The 25,031-nt window shown below is 53.5% G+C and carries 20 protein-coding genes; 14 read left to right on the top strand and 6 right to left on the bottom strand.

Annotation, left to right across the window (positions count from 1 at the left end; translation table 11 throughout):
• Positions 1-38 precede the first annotated feature (38 nt).
• The 3 genes from ACFFSY_RS20595 to ACFFSY_RS20585 all read left to right on the top strand — a co-directional run bounded on the left by ACFFSY_RS20595 (position 39) and on the right by ACFFSY_RS20585 (position 3,652).
• Entirely contained in the window at positions 39-1,298 is a 1,260-nt protein-coding gene (locus ACFFSY_RS20595; protein ID WP_377497531.1) for a carbohydrate-binding domain-containing protein, read from the top strand.
• 302 nt (positions 1,299-1,600) lie between these two features.
• Positions 1,601-2,968, top strand: a complete 1,368-nt coding sequence (locus tag ACFFSY_RS20590; protein WP_377497529.1) for a serine hydrolase domain-containing protein — start codon at positions 1,601-1,603, stop codon at positions 2,966-2,968.
• A gap of 105 nt (positions 2,969-3,073) precedes the next feature.
• Positions 3,074-3,652 carry a DUF4256 domain-containing protein gene (locus ACFFSY_RS20585; protein WP_377497527.1) on the top strand — a complete coding sequence of 193 codons (579 nt, stop codon included), beginning with the start codon at positions 3,074-3,076 and terminating at the stop codon, positions 3,650-3,652.
• A gap of 100 nt (positions 3,653-3,752) precedes the next feature.
• Here the strand turns inward: ACFFSY_RS20585 and ACFFSY_RS20580 are convergent, their stop codons facing one another.
• Entirely contained in the window at positions 3,753-4,661 is a 909-nt protein-coding gene (locus ACFFSY_RS20580) for a helix-turn-helix domain-containing protein (RefSeq protein ID WP_377497525.1), read from the bottom strand.
• Positions 4,662-4,793: 132 nt separating this feature from the next.
• Here ACFFSY_RS20580 and ACFFSY_RS20575 point away from each other — a divergent pair, with 132 nt between their 5' ends.
• Positions 4,794-5,567, top strand: a complete 774-nt coding sequence (locus tag ACFFSY_RS20575; protein WP_377497522.1) for a phytanoyl-CoA dioxygenase family protein — start codon at positions 4,794-4,796, stop codon at positions 5,565-5,567.
• Positions 5,568-5,730: 163 nt separating this feature from the next.
• On the opposite strand, the gene ACFFSY_RS20570 is transcribed toward ACFFSY_RS20575, so the two are convergent.
• Positions 5,731-7,743: a glutaminase family protein gene (locus tag ACFFSY_RS20570; RefSeq protein ID WP_377497519.1), complete on the bottom strand. Its 2,013-nt coding sequence runs from the start codon at positions 7,741-7,743 to the stop codon at positions 5,731-5,733.
• Positions 7,744-8,004: 261 nt separating this feature from the next.
• The gene (locus ACFFSY_RS20565) at positions 8,005-10,068 is read right to left on the bottom strand and encodes a GxGYxYP domain-containing protein (RefSeq protein ID WP_377497517.1); all 2,064 of its coding nucleotides are present in this window, start codon (positions 10,066-10,068) and stop codon (positions 8,005-8,007) included.
• Between the two features lie 376 nt (positions 10,069-10,444).
• Between ACFFSY_RS20565 and ACFFSY_RS20560 the strand changes: the two genes are divergently transcribed.
• The 5 genes from ACFFSY_RS20560 (at position 10,445) to ACFFSY_RS20540 (ending at position 18,688) form a co-directional block, all read left to right on the top strand.
• Positions 10,445-11,635, top strand: coding sequence for a GntR family transcriptional regulator (locus ACFFSY_RS20560; RefSeq protein WP_377497515.1), 1,191 nt, complete (start codon positions 10,445-10,447; stop codon positions 11,633-11,635).
• A 275-nt stretch (positions 11,636-11,910) separates the two neighbouring features.
• Positions 11,911-14,985 (top strand): alpha-mannosidase, encoded by a 3,075-nt coding sequence (locus tag ACFFSY_RS20555; protein WP_377497513.1) that lies wholly within the window; start codon positions 11,911-11,913, stop codon positions 14,983-14,985.
• A 108-nt stretch (positions 14,986-15,093) separates the two neighbouring features.
• On the top strand, positions 15,094-16,011 hold the full coding sequence (locus tag ACFFSY_RS20550) for an ABC transporter permease (RefSeq protein WP_377497511.1): 918 nt from the start codon (positions 15,094-15,096) through the stop codon (positions 16,009-16,011).
• A gap of 24 nt (positions 16,012-16,035) precedes the next feature.
• Entirely contained in the window at positions 16,036-16,932 is an 897-nt protein-coding gene (locus ACFFSY_RS20545; protein ID WP_377497509.1) for a carbohydrate ABC transporter permease, read from the top strand.
• A 67-nt stretch (positions 16,933-16,999) separates the two neighbouring features.
• Positions 17,000-18,688, top strand: a complete 1,689-nt coding sequence (locus ACFFSY_RS20540; RefSeq protein ID WP_377497507.1) for an extracellular solute-binding protein — start codon at positions 17,000-17,002, stop codon at positions 18,686-18,688.
• Positions 18,689-18,937: 249 nt separating this feature from the next.
• On the opposite strand, the gene ACFFSY_RS20535 is transcribed toward ACFFSY_RS20540, so the two are convergent.
• Positions 18,938-19,300, bottom strand: a complete 363-nt coding sequence (locus ACFFSY_RS20535) for a SpoIIAA family protein (protein WP_377497505.1) — start codon at positions 19,298-19,300, stop codon at positions 18,938-18,940.
• A 454-nt stretch (positions 19,301-19,754) separates the two neighbouring features.
• Here ACFFSY_RS20535 and ACFFSY_RS20530 point away from each other — a divergent pair, with 454 nt between their 5' ends.
• Positions 19,755-19,886, top strand: coding sequence for an IS3 family transposase (locus ACFFSY_RS20530; protein WP_377497503.1), 132 nt, complete (start codon positions 19,755-19,757; stop codon positions 19,884-19,886).
• Between the two features lie 194 nt (positions 19,887-20,080).
• Here the strand turns inward: ACFFSY_RS20530 and ACFFSY_RS20525 are convergent, their stop codons facing one another.
• Positions 20,081-20,926 carry an SDR family oxidoreductase gene (locus ACFFSY_RS20525; protein ID WP_377497501.1) on the bottom strand — a complete coding sequence of 282 codons (846 nt, stop codon included), beginning with the start codon at positions 20,924-20,926 and terminating at the stop codon, positions 20,081-20,083.
• An 88-nt stretch (positions 20,927-21,014) separates the two neighbouring features.
• On the opposite strand from ACFFSY_RS20525, the gene ACFFSY_RS20520 reads away from it, so the two are divergent.
• From ACFFSY_RS20520 to ACFFSY_RS20510, 3 genes are all read left to right on the top strand, one after another.
• Positions 21,015-21,434 carry a MerR family transcriptional regulator gene (locus ACFFSY_RS20520; RefSeq protein WP_377497499.1) on the top strand — a complete coding sequence of 140 codons (420 nt, stop codon included), beginning with the start codon at positions 21,015-21,017 and terminating at the stop codon, positions 21,432-21,434.
• A 497-nt stretch (positions 21,435-21,931) separates the two neighbouring features.
• Positions 21,932-22,261, top strand: coding sequence for a hypothetical protein (locus ACFFSY_RS20515; RefSeq protein WP_377497497.1), 330 nt, complete (start codon positions 21,932-21,934; stop codon positions 22,259-22,261).
• 328 nt (positions 22,262-22,589) lie between these two features.
• Positions 22,590-22,904 (top strand): hypothetical protein, encoded by a 315-nt coding sequence (locus ACFFSY_RS20510; RefSeq protein ID WP_377497495.1) that lies wholly within the window; start codon positions 22,590-22,592, stop codon positions 22,902-22,904.
• Positions 22,905-23,015: 111 nt separating this feature from the next.
• Here ACFFSY_RS20510 and ACFFSY_RS20505 read toward each other — a convergent pair whose 3' ends face one another.
• Positions 23,016-23,291, bottom strand: coding sequence for a hypothetical protein (locus tag ACFFSY_RS20505; RefSeq protein ID WP_377497493.1), 276 nt, complete (start codon positions 23,289-23,291; stop codon positions 23,016-23,018).
• 379 nt (positions 23,292-23,670) lie between these two features.
• Between ACFFSY_RS20505 and ACFFSY_RS20500 the strand changes: the two genes are divergently transcribed.
• On the top strand, positions 23,671-24,831 hold the full coding sequence (locus ACFFSY_RS20500; protein ID WP_377497490.1) for a GntR family transcriptional regulator: 1,161 nt from the start codon (positions 23,671-23,673) through the stop codon (positions 24,829-24,831).
• The last annotated feature ends 200 nt before the right edge of the window (positions 24,832-25,031 follow it).

Raw genomic sequence — 25,031 nt, 5'->3', positions numbered from 1 at the left:
AACTGATTGCAACTGATCATACGAGGAGTGTTGATTTTATGAAAACCAACAAGATGAAAAACATAAGCGCCATTGCAATGGCTGCGCTACTAAGCGTAACTGCCGTGGGATGCTCAACTGCACAAGTCAATAGCGGGGGGACTGTTGCCACCACGCAAACAGCAAGCTCGACAGCTTCATCAAGCGCTTCATCAACAACGGCAACGCCAACAGCGGCAGCAGCAGAGACAACTACGACAGCAACGACAGGAACGACGGCTTCCGTTCTCGACACTACGGAATTATTCAGCGATCGGGATCTCGAACAGTCGACGGACATCGCAGCTGCGACGCAAATTAAAATGGAAAGCAATCAAGATATAACGCTGAGTAAGGAAGGCGTCTATGTTTTAAGCGGTGAGGTTGAAAACGTGACGGTCGTGGTTGAGGCTGCCGAGGACGCAAAAATTCAAATCGTCCTGGACGGCGTAAGTATAACCAATGAAGATGCACCCGCCATCTATGTGAAAGCGGCGGACAAAGTTTTCGTCACTTCCACGGACAGCGAGAATCACATGGAAGTCACCGGAAGCTACACGGCGGCTGGCGATACGAACGTGGATGCTGTCATTTTTTCGAAAGCAGATATGACGCTGAATGGAACGGGAACCTTAGCTATTGTGTCGAACCAAGGTAATGGCATTTCCTCTAAGGATGATCTGAAAATTACGGGCGGCGTGTATACCATCCATTCTTCCGCTGATGCGATTGAGGCCAATGACGCCATTCTTATTCATGATGGAACGATTACAATCGACACGGATAAAGATGCTCTGCATAGCGAAAACGAAGAGGATGCTTCGCTTGGGAATATCTATATGGAAGGCGGCGCATTAACGATCAACGCTGCCGATGATGCCATCACCGCCAACAATCTTATTCAAATCGACGGAGGTACCATGAACATCGAGACCTCTGAAGAAGGCATTGAGGCGAACAATATCAAGGTCAATGATGGCCAGATCACACTATATGCGAATAATGATGGCATCAACGCTACGCCGAAGGTCAATGCCGATGCGGCGATTGAAGTTAACGGCGGTACGATTGTGGTAAGCGTGGCCAGCGGCGATACGGATGCTTTTGATTCGAACGGCGATATTTATATTAATGGAGGAACGATTAAGGTAGAAGCTTCTTCCGCCTTTGACGCTGATGGCATAGCGCAATTAAATGGCGGCGACGTTACGGTCAATGGAGAAAAAATCACGCAAATTACCCAGTCGCGCGGAGGCGGCGTTAGAGGAATGCGCCGTTAGTTTAGTGGAGTAACGACTAATCTAATGTATTGCTTGACACCCTTCTTATTTTGGAAGGGTTTTTCTTTTTGGAATGGAATAGTAAACGTTTAGGAATCAGGATGTTTTGAAAATTCACAAGAGAATATGGAGTACCAATCCATGATAATGATGTGGCGTTGGCGTTATCTCTTTATTTGGCGATCCTTGCCGATATTGCGGGAAGCCATTGCGAACACCCAGTGCAAAGTTGTGTGTTAGCTGTGGCCGACCTAAATCATGATCAACTGAAATCGAAAACGATGAGGCAGGAGGCATAGAGTATGGCAATCATAACGGATATCCCAGAGAATCATCGATTATCGTCGAAGGCATTAGTGGACTTTTTCACGCGCATGGAGCAACTGAAATTGAACGTTAACAGTTTTATGCTGCTGCAAGATGGAAAAGCAACCGCCCAATTTTGGCGACCGCCTTATCGGAAGGAGCGTCCGCAACTATTATTTTCTTTGAGCAAAAGCGTTACCGCTATCGCTGTAGGAATCGCTTGGGATAACGGATTGCTGGATTTAGATGATAAAGTTATCTCTTTTTTTTCGGATAAACTGCCGAAAATAGTTTCGCCGAATTTAGCTAGAATGACCGTACATCATTTGTTATCGATGAATGCAGGTCACCACGATAATATCTACGCTGCAGTAGCGAATGAACAGGATTGGATCAAGACCTATTTATCCTTACCTGTCGAATACGAACCGGGAAGTCACTATCGCTATAGCACGCATTCCACCTATATGCTGTCTGCAATTATTAAGCGGGCGACGGGTCAAAATATGTTTGAGTTTCTAATGCCGAGGTTATTTGAACCGTTGGCGATCACAAAACCGCTATGGGAAACATGCCCAATGGGTATTACGGCAGGCGGCATGGGATTGAGCCTATCCACCGAAGACGTCGCTAAATTTGGCCTGCTGCTCATGAATAGAGGAACGTTCGAAGGGAAGAGAATTGTTTCTGAGCGATTCATTCAGTTGGCGACAACAGAACAAAGCGATAATCGCAATGGAGCGAAGAGAATCGATTCCGCGCAAGGGTATGGGTACCAAATTCATTTGTGTCGGCGTGGATGTTACAGGGGCGATGGCAGCTTTGGCCAATTATGTTTCGTCGCGCCCAATGAAAATATCGTCATCGTTGCAACGTCCAGCTTCAAGAATATGCAGCCGTTGCAGACGCTTCTTGATTTAATTTATGACCTAATTATAGATAAATTAGACGATAAGGTCGCCCATGTTCCCGAACAACATGCCGAGCTTCATCGGCTTCTATCTCATCTGTCTTGCGAAGTGCCGGCACTCAAGCCTGTACCCGACATGATGCCATTCATCTCGGCTAGTCGTTATGTCATGCATGACAATCCACATGGCTTAAAGGAAATCACTTTCCATTTGAAAGAAGAGCGGCTGGAACTTCAAGTTTTTTATGGTGATGATAGAGACAATACTCTACCGTTTCATTTTGCAGAGCCAACACGGACGAAGGATGTATTTAACAAAGATTTATCCATGCATCTTCAAGAAGTGATTACATACGCTGTATGGCAAGATAACTGCACATTGCGACTCACGCTTTTCTATATTGAAACTCCATATGTGGTTACGTATTATCGCCTTTCACGACCAAACGATTGATTTTCAATTTAACATCAATGTATCCTTGAATATATCGAACTATCGCGTTACCGGGCAGTTAAAGGCAGCCCACGCATGATACATAGTTGAAAGGGGAATACGCACATGACAACGAGTCCCATCGGAAGTGAAAAGGAGCTGGCGCCGGACCAGCTGGAAGGGCTGCTCAAAGCATTGAAAGCGCGTTTCGATAAAAACATGCCCCGACATCCCGAGCTGGAATGGGCGAACGTCCGAGCCAAGCTCGAAGCTCAGCCGGACAAGTTATGGTCGCTGCATGAAATGGAACGCACGGGCGGCGAACCGGATGTGGTGGAGGTTGACGAAGAGACGGGCGAATACATCTTCTGCGATTGTTCGGCGGAAAGTCCGAAGGGGCGCAGAAGTATATGTTACGATCGCGAGGCGCTGGAGTCGCGGAAAGAGCATAAGCCGCAGCATAGCGCGGTCGAGATGGCGGCAGAGATGAGGATTGACCTTCTGACTGAAGCGCAATACCGGAAGCTTCAGGAGGTGGGCAACTTCGATCTGAAATCTTCAAGCTGGGTGCAGACGCCGGCAGACATTCGCAAGCTTGGCGGCGCTATTTTTTGCGATCGTCGCTATGACCGGGTCTTCATGTACCACAATGGCGCCGAATCCTATTATGGGGCTAGAGGCTTCCGCGGAATCTTGAGAGTCTAGATACTAACCGGAGCTGGTTGAAACTGCAATAGCGTAAAGGATCGCCCCGCAAACAACCGCAAACGCTTATTCGAAGCAGCCGTAGTTCGGACACGCCCGACTACGGCTGCTTTTTGGTATGACCTTGTTTAACATCCGCTCCTGCCTGCTGGCTCCGGTAGAGCGCCGGCGGCGTGCCGGTATGTTGGCGGAATAACCGGGTGAAGTAATGGACGGTACCGAACCCCGTCGCATCGGCGATTTGTTTTACGGACAGTTCGGACTCCCGCAGCAGCCGGGCCGCCTCCTGAAGCCGGAGCGTCTGGACATAGCTGGTGAACGTCGTACCGAGTTCCTGCCGGAACAACCGGGCGAGATGACGCGATGACAGGTAGAAATAGTTGGCGACCTGCTCCAGCTGAATCGGCTCCCCGAGATTGTCCCGGATATAGGCCTCGGCCTGCTTCAAAATCTTGGACCCAGCGCGGCGCGATCCGGCGATCGGAGGGGAATCACTCCCGATGAAGGTTTGCGGAAACATCGCCAGCATGACATGCGTCATGCGCTCGAGAAGGAATTGCTCGGCTTCGCTCACCTGCACGGTCGATTGGCATAGGGCTCGCCATATGTGGACAAGCGCGCTCTCGCCCGCATGATGGAGCACCAGTGGGCCGAAGGCCGTCAAGCGATCGAAGCGATCCAGCCATTGCGGGCTAGTACCGGCCGGGTGAAGTTCAAAGCCAACCCAGAGCAGCGCCATCCGCTCGTTGCGGATTTGATGGGGGACGTGCGGACGAGAGAGGAACAGTGTCCCTTGCTTCAAGGGGAACGTAATCCCGCCCTCCTCGTATTCGCCGCTGCCATCCAGGACGTAGCAGGCTTCGTAGAAGGAATGTTTATGCGGGCTGTTCGTCTGATGCTGTTTCGCGGCACCCCAATAATGGACGACGAACGCCAACTGCTCGTCAGCCGCCGTCTGCACGGCTGTCTGCAGGGTATGGGCGGCTTGTTCGAAAATCTCGTATTCCATGGCAGGCACTCCTTGCGCGCAAAATGTCCGAATCCGACAAAACGATGTTCGGTTGGTGACAATACGAATAACTTCAAATCAAGTACGATGAAAGCGGAAGGAAGACGAACAAGCAAAGAAGGGGAGAGGCTTATGTTATCTGCGCAAGATGCCGCATTGTACAAGGAAAATGGGTATGTGCTCGTCCGAGGCGTGTTCAGCCCGGAGGAGGTTGAGCAAATGCGCGGCGCGGTGGAGCGAACGATCCGCAAGGCCGCCGCGGCGAAGTTCGACGACAACCATGCCTGGCAGGGGGATTTTATCCCGGCCGAGGAGCTGAAGAAGCTCGTCCTGAAAGGATTCCATGATCTTCAGTTTCACGACGCCTGCTTCACGCGAGCCGTGGCGCATCCCAATATGGTGGCCGTGCTCCAACAATTGATCGGACCGAACGTTCAACTCCATCATACGAAAATGCTGGTGAAGCCGCCAGAGAAAGGTGCGGCGTTCCCGATGCATCAGGACTATCCTTACTTCCCGCATGAGAACCACTCCATGCTTGCGGCAAGCGTCCATCTTGATGATGCCGACGAGGAGAATGGCTGTCTGCGCGTCATTCCGGGCTCGCACAAGGAAGGGCCGCTGCCGCATGTCGGCCGGCATTATCTCGATCATCGCGAATACCCGATCGCGCTCGGCGTACCGCAGCCCGCGAAAGCCGGCGATGTGCTGTTCTTCAACTATTTGACCATTCATGGTTCCGATGTGAACCGAAGCGCTAGACCGCGCCGCAACGTACTCTTCCAGTATCGCGACCCGGCGGATGCTCCTGTAGCGGAGACGCATTTCGATTGGGGAATGGGCATGATGGTCGCCGGCGAAGATCCGGTCTTCCGCCGTTATGAGACCCAGGTGGCGATTCGATAACGAGAGGCTAGAGGCTTAGCCGAGCGAACGGATGTCCTGCCGAATTGACGAAATGGCGAATTTTCGAAAACGAACGAACAAACAATCAAAGGATTACTCCGCCGTGCTCTGGTGGAGTAATCCTTTTTTTTTGCCCGGTTCTGCTGTTTAATGCCCCGCGTCGTTACGGCTGCCCGGCAGGCTCGAGCAGGGAGATGAACAGCCCGCCGACTACCGAACGGTTCTGAAAGCCGACCTGGTTCCCGGTCACCGTGTCGTACCAGTCGCTCAGCGGCACGCGGCTGGTCGTCTCATGCTGCGCCAGCCAGAGCGGGGCAATCATTGTCTCGAAATCAGCTTTCGATTCGGCCAGCGTGGCGCTCCAGACGAGCCAATCCGCCTTCGTATACGTGTTGCGGCTGTCGAGCGGCGTGCCGTACCGATTTTGTTGAGCCAAGTAATGCGCCACTTCCGCTTCCGCGATGGAGGCCGGGAACAGCTTGAGCCGGAGTAGGCGATCCCATACGAGATTGTATTTCAAGCTCCACGAGTCGGATGAGTTATCGAAGGTCAGCTTATAATGATCGCCGGCCGCGGCCATATCCGCCCACCGGGCAGCCATCTCCTTGGCGGTCTGCGCATACGTTTCGCGTCCGTCATCGCCCAGCATGCCGCATAGCCGCGCATAAGCGCCGAGGCCGATGATCGCTTTGACGGACAGGTTGGCATTGTGCGCCAAGTGCCCGGCGAAATCATCCGTGCACAGCTGATTGTCCGGATCCAGACCGTTCGTCTTCAAGTATGCCGCCCACTTGGTCAGCAGTTCCCAATGCTCGCGGGCAAAATCCGCATTCCGTTCATAAGCGCATACGGCCGCCGCCATGATGAGCATATTGCCGCATTCCTCAATCGGCATCTGGTATTCCAGCTTGTTCTCACCGTATACTTGCCCGTTCGCCTTCGGATAGCAGCCGACATCGTGCGGCGCGAAGTCGAAGCTCCATTCGCCGCTCGCGGCATAGCGGAAGATCGGCCGCATCATCCCCTTGACCAGCTCCGGGTTATAGAGGAGGAATAGCGGGATCGACGGATAGCTGACATCGACCGTGGCGATACACCCGTTGCTGAAGTTCTCCTTGGAGAAAAATAACGGATTTCCCTCCTCGTCGCATACGAGTTTGTGCGCAGCAATTGCCTGCCTGTATGCCAGCGAGAGCAGCTCGGCGTATTTGGCGCCTCCGGCTTGCGCGCTCGCCTCGATCAGGCTCCGGTTAAAGCGTTCGCACCGGTTCATAACCTCGTCGTATTCCATCATGGCAGAGATGAGCATGTTTTCGAACGTTTCTCCGTTCCTGCGCCAGTAGGCCGGGAGCGGCGTGCCGAAATATTCGATCGATAACACGTCGTCGTAGGCGGCTGCGGCGAAGGCGGATTTGGCCGCGGTATCCACCTGGCCAAAATCCATGGCCACCGCCATAACCGGCAAATTCGGATGGACGGCGCGGGGCGTTCCGGCATCATCCTGCGCCGGCAGTGTCCCGGACTTCGCGAATTGCGCCCTTGCTTCGCTAGAGCTGATGACGGTTGTCACATCCACATGCTCCGATTGAAGGACCGCTAGATACGCGTACCCCCAGTCAATTCTCGTATCATCGCCCACCCTGGCCAAAATCGGCTGTTCCTCCGTGCCCATGCGAAGTGCGGTAATCGACTCGTTCAAGCTGCTGCGCGACCAGCCGACGACCTGATCGGTCGTGTGGATGCACAGTTCGCCGGACAGATCGAGATAGAGCTTCACCTGATGCGGAGCGCCATCGACGGAACGGATGCGGGCGGTGATGTATGTGACCGGCCGGGACAAGAGATCCAGATCCTCAAGCAGAAGCGGCGTCGTAAATTGAATGTCCAGCGCGATTCCGTCAGCTTCGAACTTGTAGGTGGTCGTGAGCGGTTCTACCGTTAAGGCGGTTTGCTCCATGGCAGGCGGTGGTTCACCCTTAGCTCCCTCTGAAAGCGGCGAGCCTCCCATGAATCGATAGGCACGATCGTCGATTCGAATCAACCCGCACATGCTGTTGCGTTTGCCGGTCCAATGGACGGTATCCGTGTCGGTCAGGCGGTCTGCCGGCGACCATACGCTAAAGTACGGATCGACGGTAATAAGCGGGACGGATGCGGGGCGAAATGCGGTTGACAAGATTAATCACTCCTTTGGAATAGGCAAAACAATCGAAAGGGGCTGGTTGCCCCGTCCGATTGTCGCGTTGGTTCGATAATGTTGGTACATTGCACAGGTTCGGTAGCGTAGATCCACTAGAGTAGGTTCAATAGCGATGGTCCACTGGGCAGGTTCGATAGCGGCGTTTCGATAGCGATAGTCCGGTGGCTTTGGTTCGCATGCGTTGGTCCAATAACGCGGGCTGTTCGATCTAGATCTGCACTGGCGCACTATCGATGTTTACTTGACCGGAAGTCCGTTCGCTTCGCGAACGAGCGCGAAATAGTGATCGGCGCGGACAGCTTCAAATTCCGGTCCGAGCGATTGCTGCAGCGCCACGATATCCGACGGCGTCATGCTCCAAGCCAGCAGGCCGAGGGAGACGAACAGCGGCGACTTGCCGTCCCAGCTTGCTTTGGCCTTATCCAGCGCGGCTTTGCCGTCTTTGGCGGTGCTGATGCCTTGGATGGTGGACACTGGAAGATTACCGTTCAAAATCTCGATGCCGGAGCGGTCTTCCCAGCTGAGGAATACGCCTTGCGCGCGGTATTCTTCGGCATAGGCTTTCGCTTTAGTCTCGCTAAGCGGCACGTTCTGGCCGTCGATACGGTTCAGCACGTACGGAACGGTCATCCCGGTCTTCTTCAAATAATGGTACGTCTGCTTCAAGTAAGGCGCGAACGTGCTGTCCGGCCAAGCATTGGCGTAGAAGTACCCGGCGCCGGATGGACCGGAGATCAGCAGGTCGTTGTCCGTTGCCGTCTCAAGATAATGATTCAGTATTGCAGGCGCGCCGTCGTAGAGGAGCGGGCTGGACGTCCAGTTCAGCGGTACCTTGCCGCGGCTTGGATCATCCCACAGAATCCGCATCCGATGCTGGTTGTACTGGAAGTTGTCGCCTTCGCTGAACGTATAGGTGACATAGATTTTGTTCTCAAGCTTCGGCTTCTTGGTCGGCTTCGGAGGCTTGGCATTCTTCGTCGCGGCGGAGAAGACGGTTAAGTTGCTGAACCAATCGGCAGCCAGAACGTAGACGCTATGGCGCGACGTAATTTCGACCGAGTTGAATTCGCCTTCGACATCGTTGCTGAACCAGCCCAAATATGGCGTTCCCGGATCAACGGCCGATAGGATGCGTTCGAACAGCGCGCGCTGCTCCGGTACATTCGAGTCGAGCCAGAACACCATCGCTTTGTTGGCCACCGCATAGTCGCGCAGATAGCCGTATGGCTCTTTCTGCTCGGAGGATGGCGGCTGCTTGGTGCCGGCTGAGACCTTATACTGGTTCCACATATCGACCGATGCGGTTAATTGCTTCGTGCCGGCCGGCGGCGTGAAGCGGTAGACGAAATATCGGCCGTTATCGGCGAAGCGGTGGCCGCCGCTGCCGGCCGACACTTGCGATTGTTGACGGTCGTAGAGGAATGGCTCTTCCTCCGGCGTACCCGGGATGAAGTGAGCGATCGTCTGGCCGTCGGCTTTGACCGTGACTTCGTGCACGGCGCTGCCCCAGCCATCCTGCGTGAACGCGTCGTCGAATCGGAGATAGACGTCGGATTCGCCAAGGAATGAAGCGAGATCGAGTTCGTACACGTCCCGGTTGCGGGCGTCGCGTTCTTGCGTTGTATCTTCCGCGATCGTCCGAAAGGATTCCGGCAGCCCGGACGGGATGCGAACGGAAGTATCGGGGCTAAGGCCGACCAGCATCCGATGCGTCGTCTGGCTCCACAGGTTCTCGAATTGCCAGGTGTATGCGTCCATTCGGTTCTTGAACTTGCCCCGTAGATCCTCCAGCACCTTTAATTGGTATGGCGCGCCGGACAGCTTGGCTGCCAGAGCAGGGCTGGCCACGACGGCGTCCTTCAAACCGGCGAGCGTCGTCGCGACATTGATGGAGTCGGGAACGTTGGGGTCGTACACGATGATCCCTTTCAGCTCCGACTTGAACTTGCTCAGGATATCCCAGTAGTCATCGTGAAGCTGATAAGCAACGTCGAGGTCATTAAGCCAGGTGAGTTTGCCTTCTTCCGTGTTCTCGATCAAATATAGGCGCGGTTCCTTGCGGTTCACGAGCCCTTGCAGCGTCGCCATCAAGATCTTCTCATCGCCGGGCGCGTCGTAGATGTCCGCGACCTCAAGTCGCTTCGCTTTCGCGAACGTCGGGAGCGCCTGGTCTTTCGGCCACGAGATGCTGCTTCCGTGCTTATTGCTCTCTTGTTGAACGCCGGAATCTGCTGTTGCCCCCATCGTGAAGGACAACGTGCATACGATTGCTAGACTAACGGCTGTTAGCTTACGAATCACGATTGAACACCTCGATTTATCGTGGTATGGTGAAACAAGATCTTCCTTATTCCTATCGAAAAGCAGGGAATGCTCCTCTGCCTCACCTCCTTGAGGGTAGGATTTCTTGGGGAGTTGCCAAACAACGCTTCCCTTGATGCATATTAAATATATTTTACATAAACAATTCAAGTACTTCGACAAAAGTTATCAATAAATACGATAATTCATTTGATTTACGATGACAGAATCTCGTGAAGACTGCGCCGTTCGCCGCTCTCTTCGTTTGCATGATGAGGCTTTACTCCTGTTTCTGGTCTGGTTGAACTACAGTTGCATAATGACAGGGTGGAATATATTATATATATAAATATCTCGCTGAAGATTGGTGATGGGAATGAATACGAACGATCGGGTACCGCTCTATCAGAAAATTCAGGATTATATCCGCGAGCTGATTGACACCGAAGGCTTAAAGGAAGGCGAGCGCATCCCGACGGAGAAGGAATTAATGGAACGGTTCAACGTCAGCAAGATTACCGTCGTGAACGCGCTCACCGGCCTTGCGAACGAGAAGATTATTACCCGGGTGCCCGGTCGCGGCAGCTTCGTCAGCGATAAGAAGGCTGCGGATCACGGCGCATCGTCCTCTGCGGCTGCTGCTTCCGCCTTGTCCGCTCAGGCAGGCGGCGGATCGAAGTCCTTGGCGGAAGGCGGCGGCCGCACGGGGATTATCGGACTTGTCATGCCGTCCATCTATGACTTCTTCGCGATCCGCTTGTTGGATGGCGTCAGCACAGCGCTTGAAGAAGAAGGCTACCGCATCATGATTCTGCTCTCGGGCGGCGTGCTGGAGAAGGAGAAAGAGGCGATTAAGACGCTCAAAGCGATCGGGGCGGAAGGGCTGCTGATCTTCCCGGTCGACGAGGAGCAGTACAATGAAGAAATACTCGCCATGAAATTCACCGGCTTTCCATTCGTGCTAATCGATCGTTACTTGCCCGGCGTAGAGACGCATTATATCGCGGCCGACGGCCGGCTCGGCACAAGCCTTGCGGTCGAGCATCTGTGGGAACTTGGCCATCGGGAGATTGCGATCTGTTCGGATTCGCCGCTCCAAACCGTCACGGTGCAGGAGCGAATCGAAGGGTATATGAGCACGCTCAAGACGAAGGGGGCGCTGATTAATCCGGCGCATATGATTACGGACTTCACGGTCGAGAACGTCAATCTGCAAGACATGAAGTCGCATCCGCTCTACCGATACATTGCGAATCAGATGGCGACCGCTTATATCACGCTTAACGGACGGCTGGCCGTGCAGATCTATCAGATGGCGAAGCAAGCCGGGCTCGACGTTCCGGGGGATGTGTCCATCGTCAGCTTCGACGACCCGACTTCGATCGTCGAGGAATTCAGCTCGTTCACGCATATTAAGCAGTTCGAGTATGAGATCGGCTTCCGGGCAGCGGAGAAGCTGATCGAGATTATTCAGGAAGACGGCAAGCCAAGCGGCAAATTTACGAAGACGCTCCTGGAGCCCGAACTTGCGGTTCGGCAAACTTCAGGCCCTCCAAGACGTTCATAGCTTAACGATCCGACTGTTGCGAGCAATGTTCGCAGTGTCGAAGCAACCTCCGGCATCCTTTATGGAAAGCCGGAGGTTTTTTGTGTGGCCATTAGTAGTAAGAAGTCATCCGGATTGCCTGCCTCTGACAGTCGATCGGGCATAATTGGATAGGATTGCGAGGCTTTTAGCTGATAAGAGTATGTAAATAACCCGAAAAATTAATATTGAATATATACAATATTTATATTATATTCTTTTTGAGCCAGCTGGGAGAAAAAGGAGTCGGTTATACGATGCCATATGAACGGATCAACCCCGAGCAATTAAGAGCGATGCTGGAGCGGCTGCAGGCGCGCATCTACGATCCAGTTGCGGAGCTTCGCGTGACCGCTTGGGTGACGACGGAGCCGGTCTCGTACGAAGAGCGTATGTCGGGTCGTCGATTGGATCTTGCGCCGGGAGATCGTTGGGGGCAGCTGTGGGATTGCGCGTGGTTTCATTTCACGGGCGAAGTGCCGGCGAGCACGGCTGGCAAGAAGGTCGTGCTTCTCCTCGACGTCAACGGCGAAGTCTGTCTGGTTGATGAAGAAGGTACACCCGTGCAAGGGCTGACGAATATTAATTCCGAGTTCGACTATTCCCTTGGCAAACCGGGCAAGCGGGTCGTAGCCGTCAGCGAATCGGCAACGGGAACCGAGACGATCGACTTGTGGGGCGATGCGGGCTGCAACGATCTGTTCGGCCGCTATCGGAGCGGCACGCTGAAGGAGGCCGTTGTCGCGATATGCAGGGAAGAGGTGCGGCAGCTGTATTACGATGCCGAGGTGCTGCTCGAGACGGCGGAACGGCTGCCGGAAGGCTCGGCCCGGAGAGCACGCATCTTCAAGGTGCTCTATGACGTATCGCTTCTGCTCACCGACCTTGGGGATGAGCGGGTGGCCAAGGCGCGGCGAATGCTCGGCGAGCAGCTGGCGAAGCGCGGCGGCGATCCGGTGCTGACCATCAGCGCGATCGGGCATGCGCATATCGATCTGGCATGGTTGTGGCCGATCCGGGAGACGATCCGCAAAGGGGCCCGCACGTTCTCGACGGCGCTCCGCATGATGGAACGTTATCCGGATTACGTGTTCGGCGCGAGCCAGCCGCAACTGTACGAATGGATGAAGCGGCATTATCCGAAGTTGTACGAGCAGGTGAAGGCGAGAGTCCAAGAAGGGCGCTGGGAGCCGCAGGGGGCCATGTGGGTCGAATCGGACACGAACGTCCCTGGCGGGGAGTCGCTCGTCCGTCAAATTTTGTACGGCAAAAGGTACTTCCAGCAAGAATTCGGGATGGAGATGAAGTCGCTGTGGATGCCGGACGTGTTCGGCTATACGGCGAGTCTGCCGCAAATTCTGAAGAAGGCCCGAGTCGACTACATGATGACGCAGAAGCTGTCGTGGAGCACCTATAACCGGCACCCGCATCACACCTTTATGTGGGAAGGAATCGACGGCTCGCAGATCCTGACGCACATGCCGCCGGAGGATACCTACAACAGCCCCGCAGCGCCGCGTTCGATCGCGAAGGCAGAGAACGACTATCTGGACAGCGCCGTATCGGATCGCGCGCTCATGCTGTTCGGCATCGGCGATGGAGGCGGGGGGCCAGGAGAGGAGCATCTGGAGCGTCTTGCGCGGGAGAAGAATTTGCTTGGGCTTAGTCCGGTCGAGCAGGAGACCTCGGCCCGATTCTTCGAGCTTCTGGCCGAACATCGCGAACGTTACCAAGTCTGGCGCGGGGAGCTTTATCTGGAGAAGCACCAAGGCACGCTGACGAGCCAAGCGCGCAGCAAGCGGTTCAACCGGAAATTGGAGAAGTCGCTGCGCGAATTGGAGTATGCCGCCGTGCTGGCGCAGTTGACGGCTGGCGTTCCGTATCCGGCCCAAGAGCTGGAACAGATCTGGAAGGAAGTGCTGCTGTACCAGTTCCATGATATCCTACCAGGCTCCTCCATCAAGCGGGTATATGACGAGTCGTTGGAACGGTATGCATGGCTTCTTGATCGAGTAGAACAGCTCATCGACGCCTCCTATGAAGCGGCATCACGCGGAGCGGAAGGGCCCGTCGTGTTCAATTCGCTGCCGTGGGGGCGGGAAGAGTGGCTGAAGCAGGATGGACGCTGGCGGTACGTGCAGGTGCCGGCGATGGGCTGCGCCAAGCTGCCCGAGGCGGCCGAATCGATTCCGGCAGTCTGCGTATCCGAGCGTGAGCGGACGATCGAGAACGAGCTGTTGGTGCTTACGCTCGGCGATAATGGCGAGATCGTCTCGCTGCTTGACAAAGAGCATGAGCGGGAGCTCGTCCCGACCGGCTTCTCTTTGAATCGGCTGCGCGTCTACACGGACGACGGAGATGCGTGGGATTTCCGCCAAGATTACCGGCAAACGGGCGGGGAGCGACTCACGCTGCGGCTGGCCGAAGCTTATTCGGACGGTCCGACGGCGGGCTTCGTCTTGCATTATGGTTACGGTGCGTCCGAATTGATCCAGCGCATCGTGCTGACGTCGGGCAGCCGCCGGGTCGATTTCGTGACGAACGTCGATTGGAAGGAGTCGGGCCGCATGCTGCGGACGTCGTTCCCGCTCCAAATTCGCGCCGATAGCGTCAGCTGCGACATCCAGTTCGGCTACTTGCGCCGGCCGACGCATCGGAACACGATGTGGGACTATGCCAAGGACGAAATATGCGCTCATCAGTATGCCGATCTCTCCGAACCGGATTACGGCGTCGCGCTGCTCAACGACTGCAAGTACGGACATCGCGCAGAGGATGGCGAGCTGGATTTGAATTTGCTGCGCAGTCCGTCTTATCCCGATCCGGAAGCCGACCGGGCTCGGCATAGCTTCACGTATTCGCTGTATCCGCATGAGGGAAATCATGTCGAGGCGCTAGTGTTCCGGGCAGGGTATGCGTTGAATGTGCCGCTTCGAATCTCCGGCGGGCAGGCCGCTCAGCTAAGCGAAGACGCTTCGGTTGACGCAATCCCGTCCGCTCGCACTCCGATATCGGCGGAGCTTTCGGCAACCGCGGAACAAGGAGATGTGACCGGCCGATCCTTCCTGCTGCCGAGTCATCCGAATGTGATGATCGAAGCGGTCAAGCGCGCCGAGGATGACGATGCCCTCATCATCCGGTTATTCGAAACAGCCGGTACAAGACTGGTCACGAAGCTGCATGCGGGCTTCGCGTTCTCCGGCGCTTGGTTAACCGATCTGCTGGAAGATAAGCTTGCGGCGCTCGAGGTGGAAGAGGGTGCGATTACCTTGCCAATGGGTCCATTCGAGATCGTAACCGTGAGGCTGGAGCGGCCGGAATTCCGGCATTAATGCCGACAACGGCTTGCGCGGCGTGTCGCCCATGATGCGGACACTGCACATTATGCGGACACTGCACAAGCCGATCGGATCTCGCGAGAAAGAGAGGAGGCGCCGTAATTGGGAGCGTCGATGCTATGGAAGAGAATATGGCGGCATAAGCTGCTCTACCTGTTCATGCTGCCGGGAATCGTCTGGTTTTTTCTGTTCTCGTATGTACCGCTTTACGGCATTCAAGTCGCGTTCCGAGACTTCACGTTCTCGGGCGGTTTTACGGGCAGTCCGTGGGCGGGCTTGAAGTACTTCCGCCAATTCTTTGACTACTATCAGTCCGAAGCGCTCATCCGCAACACGATCCTCATCAGCGCCTTGAAGCTAGTCATCGGTTTTGCGATGCCGATCCTGCTCGCCATCTTGCTCAATGAGGTACGCAACGTCAAGTTCAAAAAAACGGTGCAGACATTATCCTATTTGCCGTACTTCGTCTCATGGGTCGTCGTCGTGACGCTTATGCAGCGGCTGCTTACGCCGTATGGCGGTCCGGTGAACGACCTGCTTACCTCGATCGGATTAGCGAAGGAGCCGATCCAGTTCCTGAATAACACAAGCTGGTTCTACCAAATCATCGTCGGCTCGGACATCTGGAAGAACATCGGCTGGAACTCGATTATCTACATGGCGGCGATGGCCGGGATCGACCAGCAGTTATACGAAGCGGCCAAAATCGACGGGGCCGGGCGGTTTCGCCAAATCTGGCATGTGACGCTCCCCGGCATTCGCAACATTGCGGTCATCCTTTTCATTCTGGCGACCGGCAGCCTGATGAGCGCGGGCTATGAGCAGCTGCTGCTCTTGAATGGTCCGGCGACGGCTGCGATCGGAAGCGTGCTCGATGTGCATGTCATCGGCGCGGGCATCAGCCAAGGCAGGCTCAGTTACGCCGCGGCGGTGGGGTTGTTCCAGAGCGTTATCGCGCTGGTGCTTATTCTGACCGTGAACCGTATCGCCCGCAAAGTTAGCGATGTCTCTCTCTTCTAATCCGCGCGAAAGGAGTGATCCGGCATGAGCAAGCGGCGCTTCTCGCCGTTCGAGGCGCTGAACTACGTGTTACTGACCTTGTTCGGATTATCGATGATTTATCCATTCATCTACATTCTCGTCTACTCGCTGAACGACGGCAAAGACTCCATGATGGGGGCGCTCTATTTCCTGCCTCGCAAAGTGACGCTGGATAATTACGCGCAGGTGTTCGAGAACCACAAGATTTGGCAGGCGTACAAAATCACCCTTGCGCGCACGCTGCTCGGCGTCGTCCTGCATGTGTCGCTATGCACGATGATGGCCTACGCCTTATCGAAGAAGACGCTGCCGGGCAGGACGTTCTTCACCTTCTACATTTTCCTGCCGACGATCTTCAGCGCCGGGTTCATTCCGTATTTCATCACCTTGCAGAAGCTTCACTTGATCAACAGCTTCTGGGTCTACGTCATCCCGCTGCTCTTCAATTTCATGCACATCGTCATCATCCGCACGTTCCTGCAGGGCATCCCCGAGGAGCTCGAGGAATCGGCCCGCATCGACGGATACGGCGATTTCCAGATCTTCCTGCGCGTCGTGCTGCCGCTATCCGGTCCGGTGCTGGCGACGATCTCGCTCTTCATCGGCGTCGCGCACTGGAACGACTGGTTCACCGGCGCCTACTATGTGTCGAACAAAGACCTGCTTCCCGTTCAAACGCTGCTTCAGCAAATGTTGACCGAAATGGAAGCGCTTTCGTCCTCGATGCAGCGGGCTGCGCAGCAAGGGGGACAGACGGTCAATGCGAATATGGCCGGCGCCACCCCGGAATCGCTGCGAATGGCGCTGCTCGTCATCACCGTATTTCCCATTTTGTGTGTGTACCCGTTTCTCCAGCGGTATTTCGTCAAAGGCGTCATGCTCGGCTCGGTTAAAGGCTGATGATAGTTGCGCCATCGTCAGGTGGAGCTTTATCATATACCATTCTCGCGTTCATGGAGGGGTTCGAATGAGGAAGAAGCAGAGTAAGTTCGCCCGGATGCTGCTGGCCGCAGCGTTGATGACGACCGCGCTCGCCGGATGCAGCGACAACGGCGGCGGCAATGGCGGTGGAACCGGCGACGGCACTACGAATGCGCCGGCCGGCAATAACGGAGGCGCAGGCGCCGAGAAGGCCGTGACGCTCAAAATCCTTCATAACTGGAACGGTTCGGGCGCCGGCGATGTCGATATGACCCCGATCGCCGAAGCCATCCGGGAGAAAACCGGCATTACCGTTCAATTCGATTACACCAAGGGCAGCGAGACGGAGAAAGTGAACACCATCTTCGCGACGCAGGATTTGCCGGATATCTATACCGGACCGGCGTGGGGCGGCGAGCTGGATGGCATCGTGAAGGCGGCCAAGGAAGATCAACTGGTCGATCTGTCGGGGAAGCTTGCGAGCTACCCGAATTTGTCCAAGGCGATCGCCAAAGAGAATGTCCCGCCGGCGCTGTACGATAAGGCCATCGGCGCATTCGGCGATCAGAAATATTTGCTGTACCAGAACCAGCCGGCGACCGACAAGGACGCGATGGATTGGCTGTACGGCTTCTATGTGCGGAAGGATATCGCGCAGAAGGTCGGCGTCGATCCGCAGTCGGTGAAGACGAAGGAAGATCTGTACAACTTCCTGAAGAAGATCAAGGACGCGAAGCTCGAAGAGAACGGCATGCCGGTCATGCCGCTCGGTGGCTTCAGCAACGGCTGGGCGGTCGGGATCGGCAACACGATGTTCTACGGCAGCGACTATCAGGATAAAGGCGACGGCACCTTGGAGCACACGTTCTTCACGAAAGCTTACGAAGATTACACGCTCTACTACCGGAACCTGATCGCGGAAGGCTTGCTCGACCCTGAGACGTTCACCCAGACGGACCCGATCGCGAAAGAGAAGATCAATCAAGGCCGCATTGCGGTGCTGGCGGCGCACTTCCCGGCCATCTACGACGCGACGAAAGAATACGTGAAGTCGCATCCGGGCAGCGATTTCGTGGCGGTCGGACCGCTGGAGCGGGCAGGGGCCGAGCCAAACCGTCCCGTCGATCTCGGCATTCAAGGCAATAACGTGACGGTCATCACGAAGGCGTGCCAGAACGTCGACGCCGCGCTCAAGCTGCTTGAGTTTCTCGCCTCCGACGAAGGCTTCCTGCTCGTGCACTACGGTGTGGAAGGCGTGCATTGGGAGCGGGTAGACGGCAAGCCGGTCGCGAAGAAGGAGTTCTTCGACAAGTTCGCGGCCGATACGACCGGCAAGGAGAAGAAGAACGTGGGGATTGGCATCGGCTTCGAATCATTGACCGGGCAAGACCGTACGAATACGCTCGGCGGCGACATTTGGGCCGATCAGGAGCGGATCGCCGCGATGGATAACGCGCGCAAGATTCTTCGTCCGAACGGGATCAAGGTCATCTCCGCCTACAATGCCGGTGATGTCATCGCCAAATCGCCGCAGTGGGAGACGCTTAAGCCGTCGATGGACCGAATGGGCGATGTCTGGAAGGAGGCGGTGTTCGCCAAATCGGACGACGCGGCGCTGAAGGTCATTAATGCCCTGCGTGATCAGATGAACAAGACCGGATTTCCGGAGGCGATGCAGTACGTGAACGACAATTTGAAAGGGAAAGAAGTCGTGAAGCTGCAGATGGCGAACTAAGAAAAATAAAGCATTAGACCGTGAAAATATAGTTGTAGACTGGCCGTTGCCGTTACGCTTACGGGCGGAAGATCACTAAATGGGGAGGATCATAATTGGTCCTTCCCTTTTTGGATGGTCTGTAAAATTACAAAGAAGGAATTATTACCGATGTACATGCTTTTAGTTACCACATGGAAACAGAAAAGGGGCTCTCCCGTGTCATCAGATGACCTTGGGACAGCCCCTCTAGTTTCCAGCCGTGCCGGCTTACTGCTTCAAAAACGCGAGCGCCTCCGCATAATCGTCCCATTGCGTTTCCGTCGTATGTTCGGATTGCTTAGCCGTGCGGTATAGTTGTAGACGGGCAATGGAGCCAGCGGTAACGACCGCCGCGCGCTTCATCCCGTACGATTTCAGCGCCTTCTGGTGTTCCACCAGCTTCGCCTGCGATTCCGGTCTAAACGCTTTGACCGTACGCATATCGACGAGCACATCGAAGCTGCCGCCGAGTTCCTCGGAAAATCCTTTGATTTCATCGGTAATGCGGTCAAAATCGTCAGGCGTCGCTGCAGACGCCCATACGATCTCGACGATCCGGGCTGGCCGGTCGATAATACAGGTGGTTGGCACGGCAGTAACCTCCGGTCTGAAGGAAATGTATTTTTTGAATTGGGTCTTGGGACATTGTAACAATTGTAGATAGTTTGAACAAGAATAGATTTTCAGATTCACCATCAAGCAAGCGGAGCGCCGGCCGCGCTTTGCAGCTCGGCAATCAGCTAAACCTACTGCTCCGCCTTCCCCGGAACGCGAAGCTGGACGCTAGCAGTCTATGGCGAAGTCTGGCATTTTTCAAAGCAGCGTCATATCAATTCCTTCAGTCTACTACTTTATTTTCTCCGTACAGCTGGCGTCCTCCCCTTCTGCCGTGCGCGGCAGCAGACCGATGTTGCATAGTGACCGAGTCTTTCAATACACCTCGCTCAAATAGGCAAGATCGTACAGAGCATGTCTCGCTTGGGAAGAGGCATGGACAGCGGCCCCATGGAATCCTTCTGGGGAACCACAATGCGAGAAGTACTGTTTGCATACACACCGAACCTATGAGGAGCTCGAACAAGACATTAAGGCGTACATCCAATTTTACAATTACAAACGACTACAAGCTAAACGAAACGGCCTCGGTCCAATGGAATTCAGGACGAAGGCCGCTTAATGGATTTTTATAATTTCTATTGTCTACTTGACGGGGTGCAGTTCACAGTGGAAGTCTCTTTATACTGAGGATTATCCTTTACGCAATTCAGCCAGCTACACGCTCGGTAGTCCGTCAGATACGATTAGCTAAAGTCAAAGTAATTGTAGGAGGGTGTCCAAGTAGCCATTTAAGGCCTTGGTACGCTCTTCTTTTTATACAAAATAAAGCCCACTTTCGAGATCGGTGATCAATCCAGGCTGCACCGGTTTCCAGCCCAGAAGTTCCCGTGTTGCCTGACTCGCTTCCGCAGTGTTGTATAGGCTTGTGATGTCGAGTGTCGCAATGGTGCCAAGAAAGCCGAAATGGGCGGTCGCTTCTTCAGGTGTTATACTGACCGCCGGCATGTTCATTTGCCGCCCGATGGCAGCGGCGAGCTCATGGAGCGGAATGCCTTCATCGCCGGCGCCAAGCAGCCGTGAGCCCGCCGGGGCGGATTCCAGCGCCAGACGATACAGAACAGCCGCATCCAGGCGGTGAACCGCCGGCCAGCGGTTCGTTCCGTCGCCGATGTAGGCGGCAAATCCCTTCGCCCGGGCGATGTTGATCATCATTGGTACAAAGCCCTTATCGCCTTCGCCGTGCACGGATGGTGCAAGCAGGACGATTGATGTCCGAATACCCCGCTCTGCCATAGCGAGCACTGCATGATCCACAACCTGTCCATTTCCGTGAGCCGTGGTAATGAACGGCTTCCCGGAGCCTTCGAGCGCCGCTCCTATGACTTCGACGGCCCGCAAATCCAGCGCTAACGCACCTTCAAAGTCGGAAAAATCGTTGGTGAACGCCAGATGAATCACGCCGTCCGCAGCCGCGGCAGCGCTGCCCAGAGTATCGAGATCGTCCAGCGTGCCATACACCACCTCGGCTCCCGCCGCCTTTAATCCCGCGGCTTTCTCTTCAGAACGGCAAAGACCCGATACGGTATGTCCTGCGCTGATCAATTCCCTCACGACCGCGGAACCGATATACCCTGTTGCTCCTGTAACAAAAACATGCATAATGATACCCTCCTTCAAGAGTTGACTGCTTGATCATGTTAAGCATAAACTATGAAGTAAACTCTAGGGCAAGCGGTACAAAGGGGGAATGATCTTGAAAATTCAGGAGCTGGCGGACAAGATGGGATTAACGATCCATACGATCCGCTTTTATGAAAAGGAAGGCTTGCTGGATGATCGGCATGTCCGGCGAGAAAATAACAATTATCGTAACTATTCGGAAGAGGCTATCGAGCGTTTGAAGCTCATCAAGAAGTTCCAGTCCATCGGTTGTTCGCTGGCTGAACTGAAGAAAGTTCTGCAGGACCACGACGCCAATGTGCAAACTAACCTGCAGATTATGGATTGGATTCGCGGCAAGAAGAAGGAGATCGAAAGCAAGAAAGAAGAATACGACCAAATGCTGAACACCCTTAACAAGATGCTGAAATATCGGATTCTACTCATGGACGATCCGAAAAAAGCTCAAGAGATGCTGATGACTTGGCATGCCAGCTCATCCGATTGAGCTGCTTTGGACAAAGGATGAGGCGAAGATGTTCGGGAACTCGATTAGGCCGACATACGAGCCATTGAGGGATAACCCACGTAATGTTAAGAATGTGATCACCAATGCAACGGAGTGTTCATGGATAGCACCTTATCTGATGCACTTGATCGGTGAATATGTAGAGGAAATTATACAGGTCATCTATAAAAATCGTTCATTACCAAACGAAAACTTCATAAAAACATTCTTTGGTGAAAACCCCGATTATTTGGAATGGAAAGAACTAGGGGAGCGCTGATAACTAGATAAAGAGCAGTATTTGATGTAACGATATGGGAGGAATTCTTGCACTGGGAAGCTCATATTATGTCCAAGATAAGTGTTAAGTCATTGCGTTAACTGGGAACTATAGCTCAACGATTACAGAGAACCGGCAGCTTTCCGTGGCTGCCGGTTTTCTCAACTAACGGCAGGATAATTCAAAAAATGTTGGAAATATTAGGATATAAAAAGTGGTGGTGTTTCCGTTGTTTTTTTTTCGGAATATTATTTCAGTCTTAGTAATTAGTTACAGCTTAGGTGCTCATGCGAATAGTGATACCCAGCTAGCGCCAAAACATATTGATAAAGCATCTAAAATGAAAGAAGTTAAATATCCGAATGATGAGCGAAATCAGGAAATCTACTCGATTGTCCAGGAATTAGTTGATGCTTACGTGTCGAATGACATAACTAAGTTCTCCAAAAAGTTTACCGATAAAGAGGCTGTGGGTGAGTATTGGAGGTATTTGGAAGAGATAAGCGATGGGATAACCTTCACCGATGCTGAGTTTACCTTTAATTAAAGAGGGAACATTCGCAACAGCATACGCAAATTGCAAAAATAGTAAGGGCGAGGAGTATAGAGAGTTTATGCTCTGGATTAGAAAACAATCAAATGGAGAATGGGTTATCCAAGCCCTTGACTAAATAATCTTTCTAGTTCAAATGAAGTTCAGATTCAAAGATAATGAGGTTTGCCCGGTAGCATTTACTGGGGAGTCATTGAACTAAAGGGAGTATAATGGAAATAATTATCTATATGTAGGGTGTGAATTGCATAGTAAAATAATTCATGAATGTTTATGAGTTGGGAAAGTAACTTACTTCTCAATTTCAAAAAGGAGTATAATAATGTTAAGTCTAAGTCCAATTATTATCGTCATTATGATAATTTTAATATATATCTCAAAGAAATATAAATTCGGCTCGAAGTATAGCAAGTCAATCGAATTTGAATACCACATTAAGGAAATGAAATTCATTGCTAAACAAAGAAAGTGTAAAGTTTGTAATCAAAAAGTTGAGCGTGTTCATGATTTAGAATATGTCGGTGAAGGATGGATTAGCAGTATGAATGGTGGAACTATTGGGGAGAAGTTTAAAATGAATCGATTGTATAAATGTGACAAATGTCGTCTTGTTTTTGATAAAGATGAGTTTATTTAAATTACTCCATAGAAGGCAAATGATGTGCATAGGTATCATTAAGCTAACTGGTAACGTTAGTTCAGAGCCAGCCAGGAGCAGTTAGCCATCGCGGCGGCTGCTCTTTTTTTATTAAGCTAAAAGAAGGTGTATTATCCCCGTTTTCCTTGTTCTTTTGACGAGATGTGAATTAACCAGAATTGATTCAATTCCGAGCTCGACGAGCCAACGTGCTAGGCTGAACCAGTAGTGGCCGGTCGGCTCCATGCCTACGATGATCCAGCTCAGACTCTGGATCTGGAGCAGATCCTGCACCCAACGCTCGAATAACTTGAACCCTTCGCGATGGTTGCCGAACTCGAACGGAGCGCCTAGAGCAATCCCTCGAAAGCTGACAATTCTAGCCACATGATCTTCCTGGGCGATATCTACGCCGATGACCAGGTGTGAAACGGTAACGTTCTCAATGTGCGTTTTAAAGGAATTCTATCGGGAGACGTTAATTGAACTCAGAAGGCGGCAGTCTAAGACTTTATTTTTCACGTCTTGGTCCGCCGCTGTTTCATTTTTATAGTCAGTCTACTACTTAATTTTCGAAGTCTGACGATTTTAAATCTCCTCAAACACGTCTGATCAAGATTTTCAGTCTAGAACTTTATTTTCACGGAACAGTTTGGATGTTAGTTGTACACCTGATATGTCAGCTCAACTTGGCAAAACGAATATATCATGATATATTATTGTATAAAATTGCGACATCCGGTAGTTGGGAAGCGGAGGGACGAACATGTCGAACGAAACATCAAAGCCGATGTACGAGAAAATTTTCGAAGCGCTGCGAGACGAAATTCTGGAGCGGAAGTATGAGCCGGGAGATCGTGTTCCTTCCGAGAAGGAACTTGGCGATATGTATAATGTCAGCCGAATCACGAGCAAGAAGGCGCTGGAACTGATGGCGAGCGAAGGTTATATCGTGCGACAGCCAGGGCGCGGGTCCTTCGTCGCCGAACAGCCGGCGGGAGGATCGAAACCATCAGGCGGCGGCGGGGCCGCGCATCAAGCGCGCAAGGCAGACGGCCGATTGCTGATCGGATTGGTCATCACGGACTTCGCCGATAGTTACGGCACTGGCTTGATCTATGGTATGGAGGAGGCGTCGCGCCAGCATAATTGCTACCTCGTGCTACGCCGCACGTTCGGCATTCCGGCGTATGAGGAAGAAGCGATCAAGGGATTGCTGGAGCTTGGGGTGGACGGGCTGATTATTTTCCCGGCGCAGGGCGAATATTTCAATGCGGAAATTCTGAAGCTGGTCATCAATCAATTCCCGTTCGTCCTGGTGGACCGCCACTTGAAGGGCATCTCAGCTGGTTCGATCGCCACCGACAACGCCGGCGCGGCGAAGGAAGGCGCGAATCATCTGTTCGAGCTCGGGCATAAGTCGATCGCGTTCCTTACGCCGCCGCCCGTCGATACGACGGCGATCGAGGAGCGGATCGAAGGCTTCATCCAAGCTCATGCGGAGAAGGGGATCGTCGTCGACCGCGAGCTGTGGCTGGAGCTGATGTCAACGCTGCCCAAGGCGAATACGGAAGAGAACCGCGAGCAGGACATTCGGCGGGTCATGGCGCATCTGGAGCGGCATCCGCATATTACGGCGCTATTCGCCACCGAATACAATATTGCGCAGCTGGCCGTCCAGGCCGTGCAGCGGTTGGGACGCTCCGTGCCGGATGACCTGTCGATCGTCTGCTTCGACTGTCCGGAGGTGAACGGCAAGTTCCCGTTCACTCATCTGCGCCAAGACCAGACGGAGATGGGCAGGCTTGCCTTCGAGAACGTCTTGAAGCTGCGCGAAGGCCAATCGGTCCCAAGCAAAATCCTGCTCGACGCCTCGCTGATCGTCAGCGACTCCACGGGCCCGGCCAACTCCGTGGAGTCCGTGTAACCCGTATACGCTGTGCAGTTCATATAGGCCACTTTGCCGGTTTATCCGTGTAGCTAATGTAGCTAAAAGTAGCCCATGTAGCCCACGTAGCCCGTTTAGCTCATGAACGCCGCTTTATTTAGAAAGCCCCCGCCATGGGGCTTTTTTTATTGCTCTATTGTTTGTCTAAATACGACGAGAATAGGATTCGATTGGACGCT

This window comes from Paenibacillus aurantiacus, assembly GCF_042431225.1.
Taxonomy (GTDB): domain Bacteria; phylum Bacillota; class Bacilli; order Paenibacillales; family Paenibacillaceae; genus Paenibacillus_Z; species Paenibacillus_Z aurantiacus.
Note: the sequence above shows the minus strand (reverse complement) of the source record. Positions and strands in the feature narration are given on the sequence as shown.

What these genes read in the sequence shown, in the direction of transcription:
- ACFFSY_RS20595 (WP_377497531.1), top strand. Translation starts at nt 39, where the DNA reads ATGAAAACCAACAAGATGAAAAACATAAGCGCCATTGCAATGGCTGCG.
- ACFFSY_RS20590 (WP_377497529.1), top strand. Translation starts at nt 1,601, where the DNA reads ATGGCAATCATAACGGATATCCCAGAGAATCATCGATTATCGTCGAAG.
- ACFFSY_RS20585 (WP_377497527.1), top strand. Translation starts at nt 3,074, where the DNA reads ATGACAACGAGTCCCATCGGAAGTGAAAAGGAGCTGGCGCCGGACCAG.
- ACFFSY_RS20580 (WP_377497525.1), bottom strand. Translation starts at nt 4,661, where the DNA reads ATGGAATACGAGATTTTCGAACAAGCCGCCCATACCCTGCAGACAGCC.
- ACFFSY_RS20575 (WP_377497522.1), top strand. Translation starts at nt 4,794, where the DNA reads ATGTTATCTGCGCAAGATGCCGCATTGTACAAGGAAAATGGGTATGTG.
- ACFFSY_RS20560 (WP_377497515.1), top strand. Translation starts at nt 10,445, where the DNA reads ATGAATACGAACGATCGGGTACCGCTCTATCAGAAAATTCAGGATTAT.
- ACFFSY_RS20555 (WP_377497513.1), top strand. Translation starts at nt 11,911, where the DNA reads ATGCCATATGAACGGATCAACCCCGAGCAATTAAGAGCGATGCTGGAG.
- ACFFSY_RS20545 (WP_377497509.1), top strand. Translation starts at nt 16,036, where the DNA reads ATGAGCAAGCGGCGCTTCTCGCCGTTCGAGGCGCTGAACTACGTGTTA.
- ACFFSY_RS20540 (WP_377497507.1), top strand. Translation starts at nt 17,000, where the DNA reads ATGAGGAAGAAGCAGAGTAAGTTCGCCCGGATGCTGCTGGCCGCAGCG.
- ACFFSY_RS20525 (WP_377497501.1), bottom strand. Translation starts at nt 20,926, where the DNA reads ATGCATGTTTTTGTTACAGGAGCAACAGGGTATATCGGTTCCGCGGTC.
- ACFFSY_RS20520 (WP_377497499.1), top strand. Translation starts at nt 21,015, where the DNA reads ATGATCTTGAAAATTCAGGAGCTGGCGGACAAGATGGGATTAACGATC.
- ACFFSY_RS20510 (WP_377497495.1), top strand. Translation starts at nt 22,590, where the DNA reads ATGTTAAGTCTAAGTCCAATTATTATCGTCATTATGATAATTTTAATA.
- ACFFSY_RS20500 (WP_377497490.1), top strand. Translation starts at nt 23,671, where the DNA reads ATGTCGAACGAAACATCAAAGCCGATGTACGAGAAAATTTTCGAAGCG.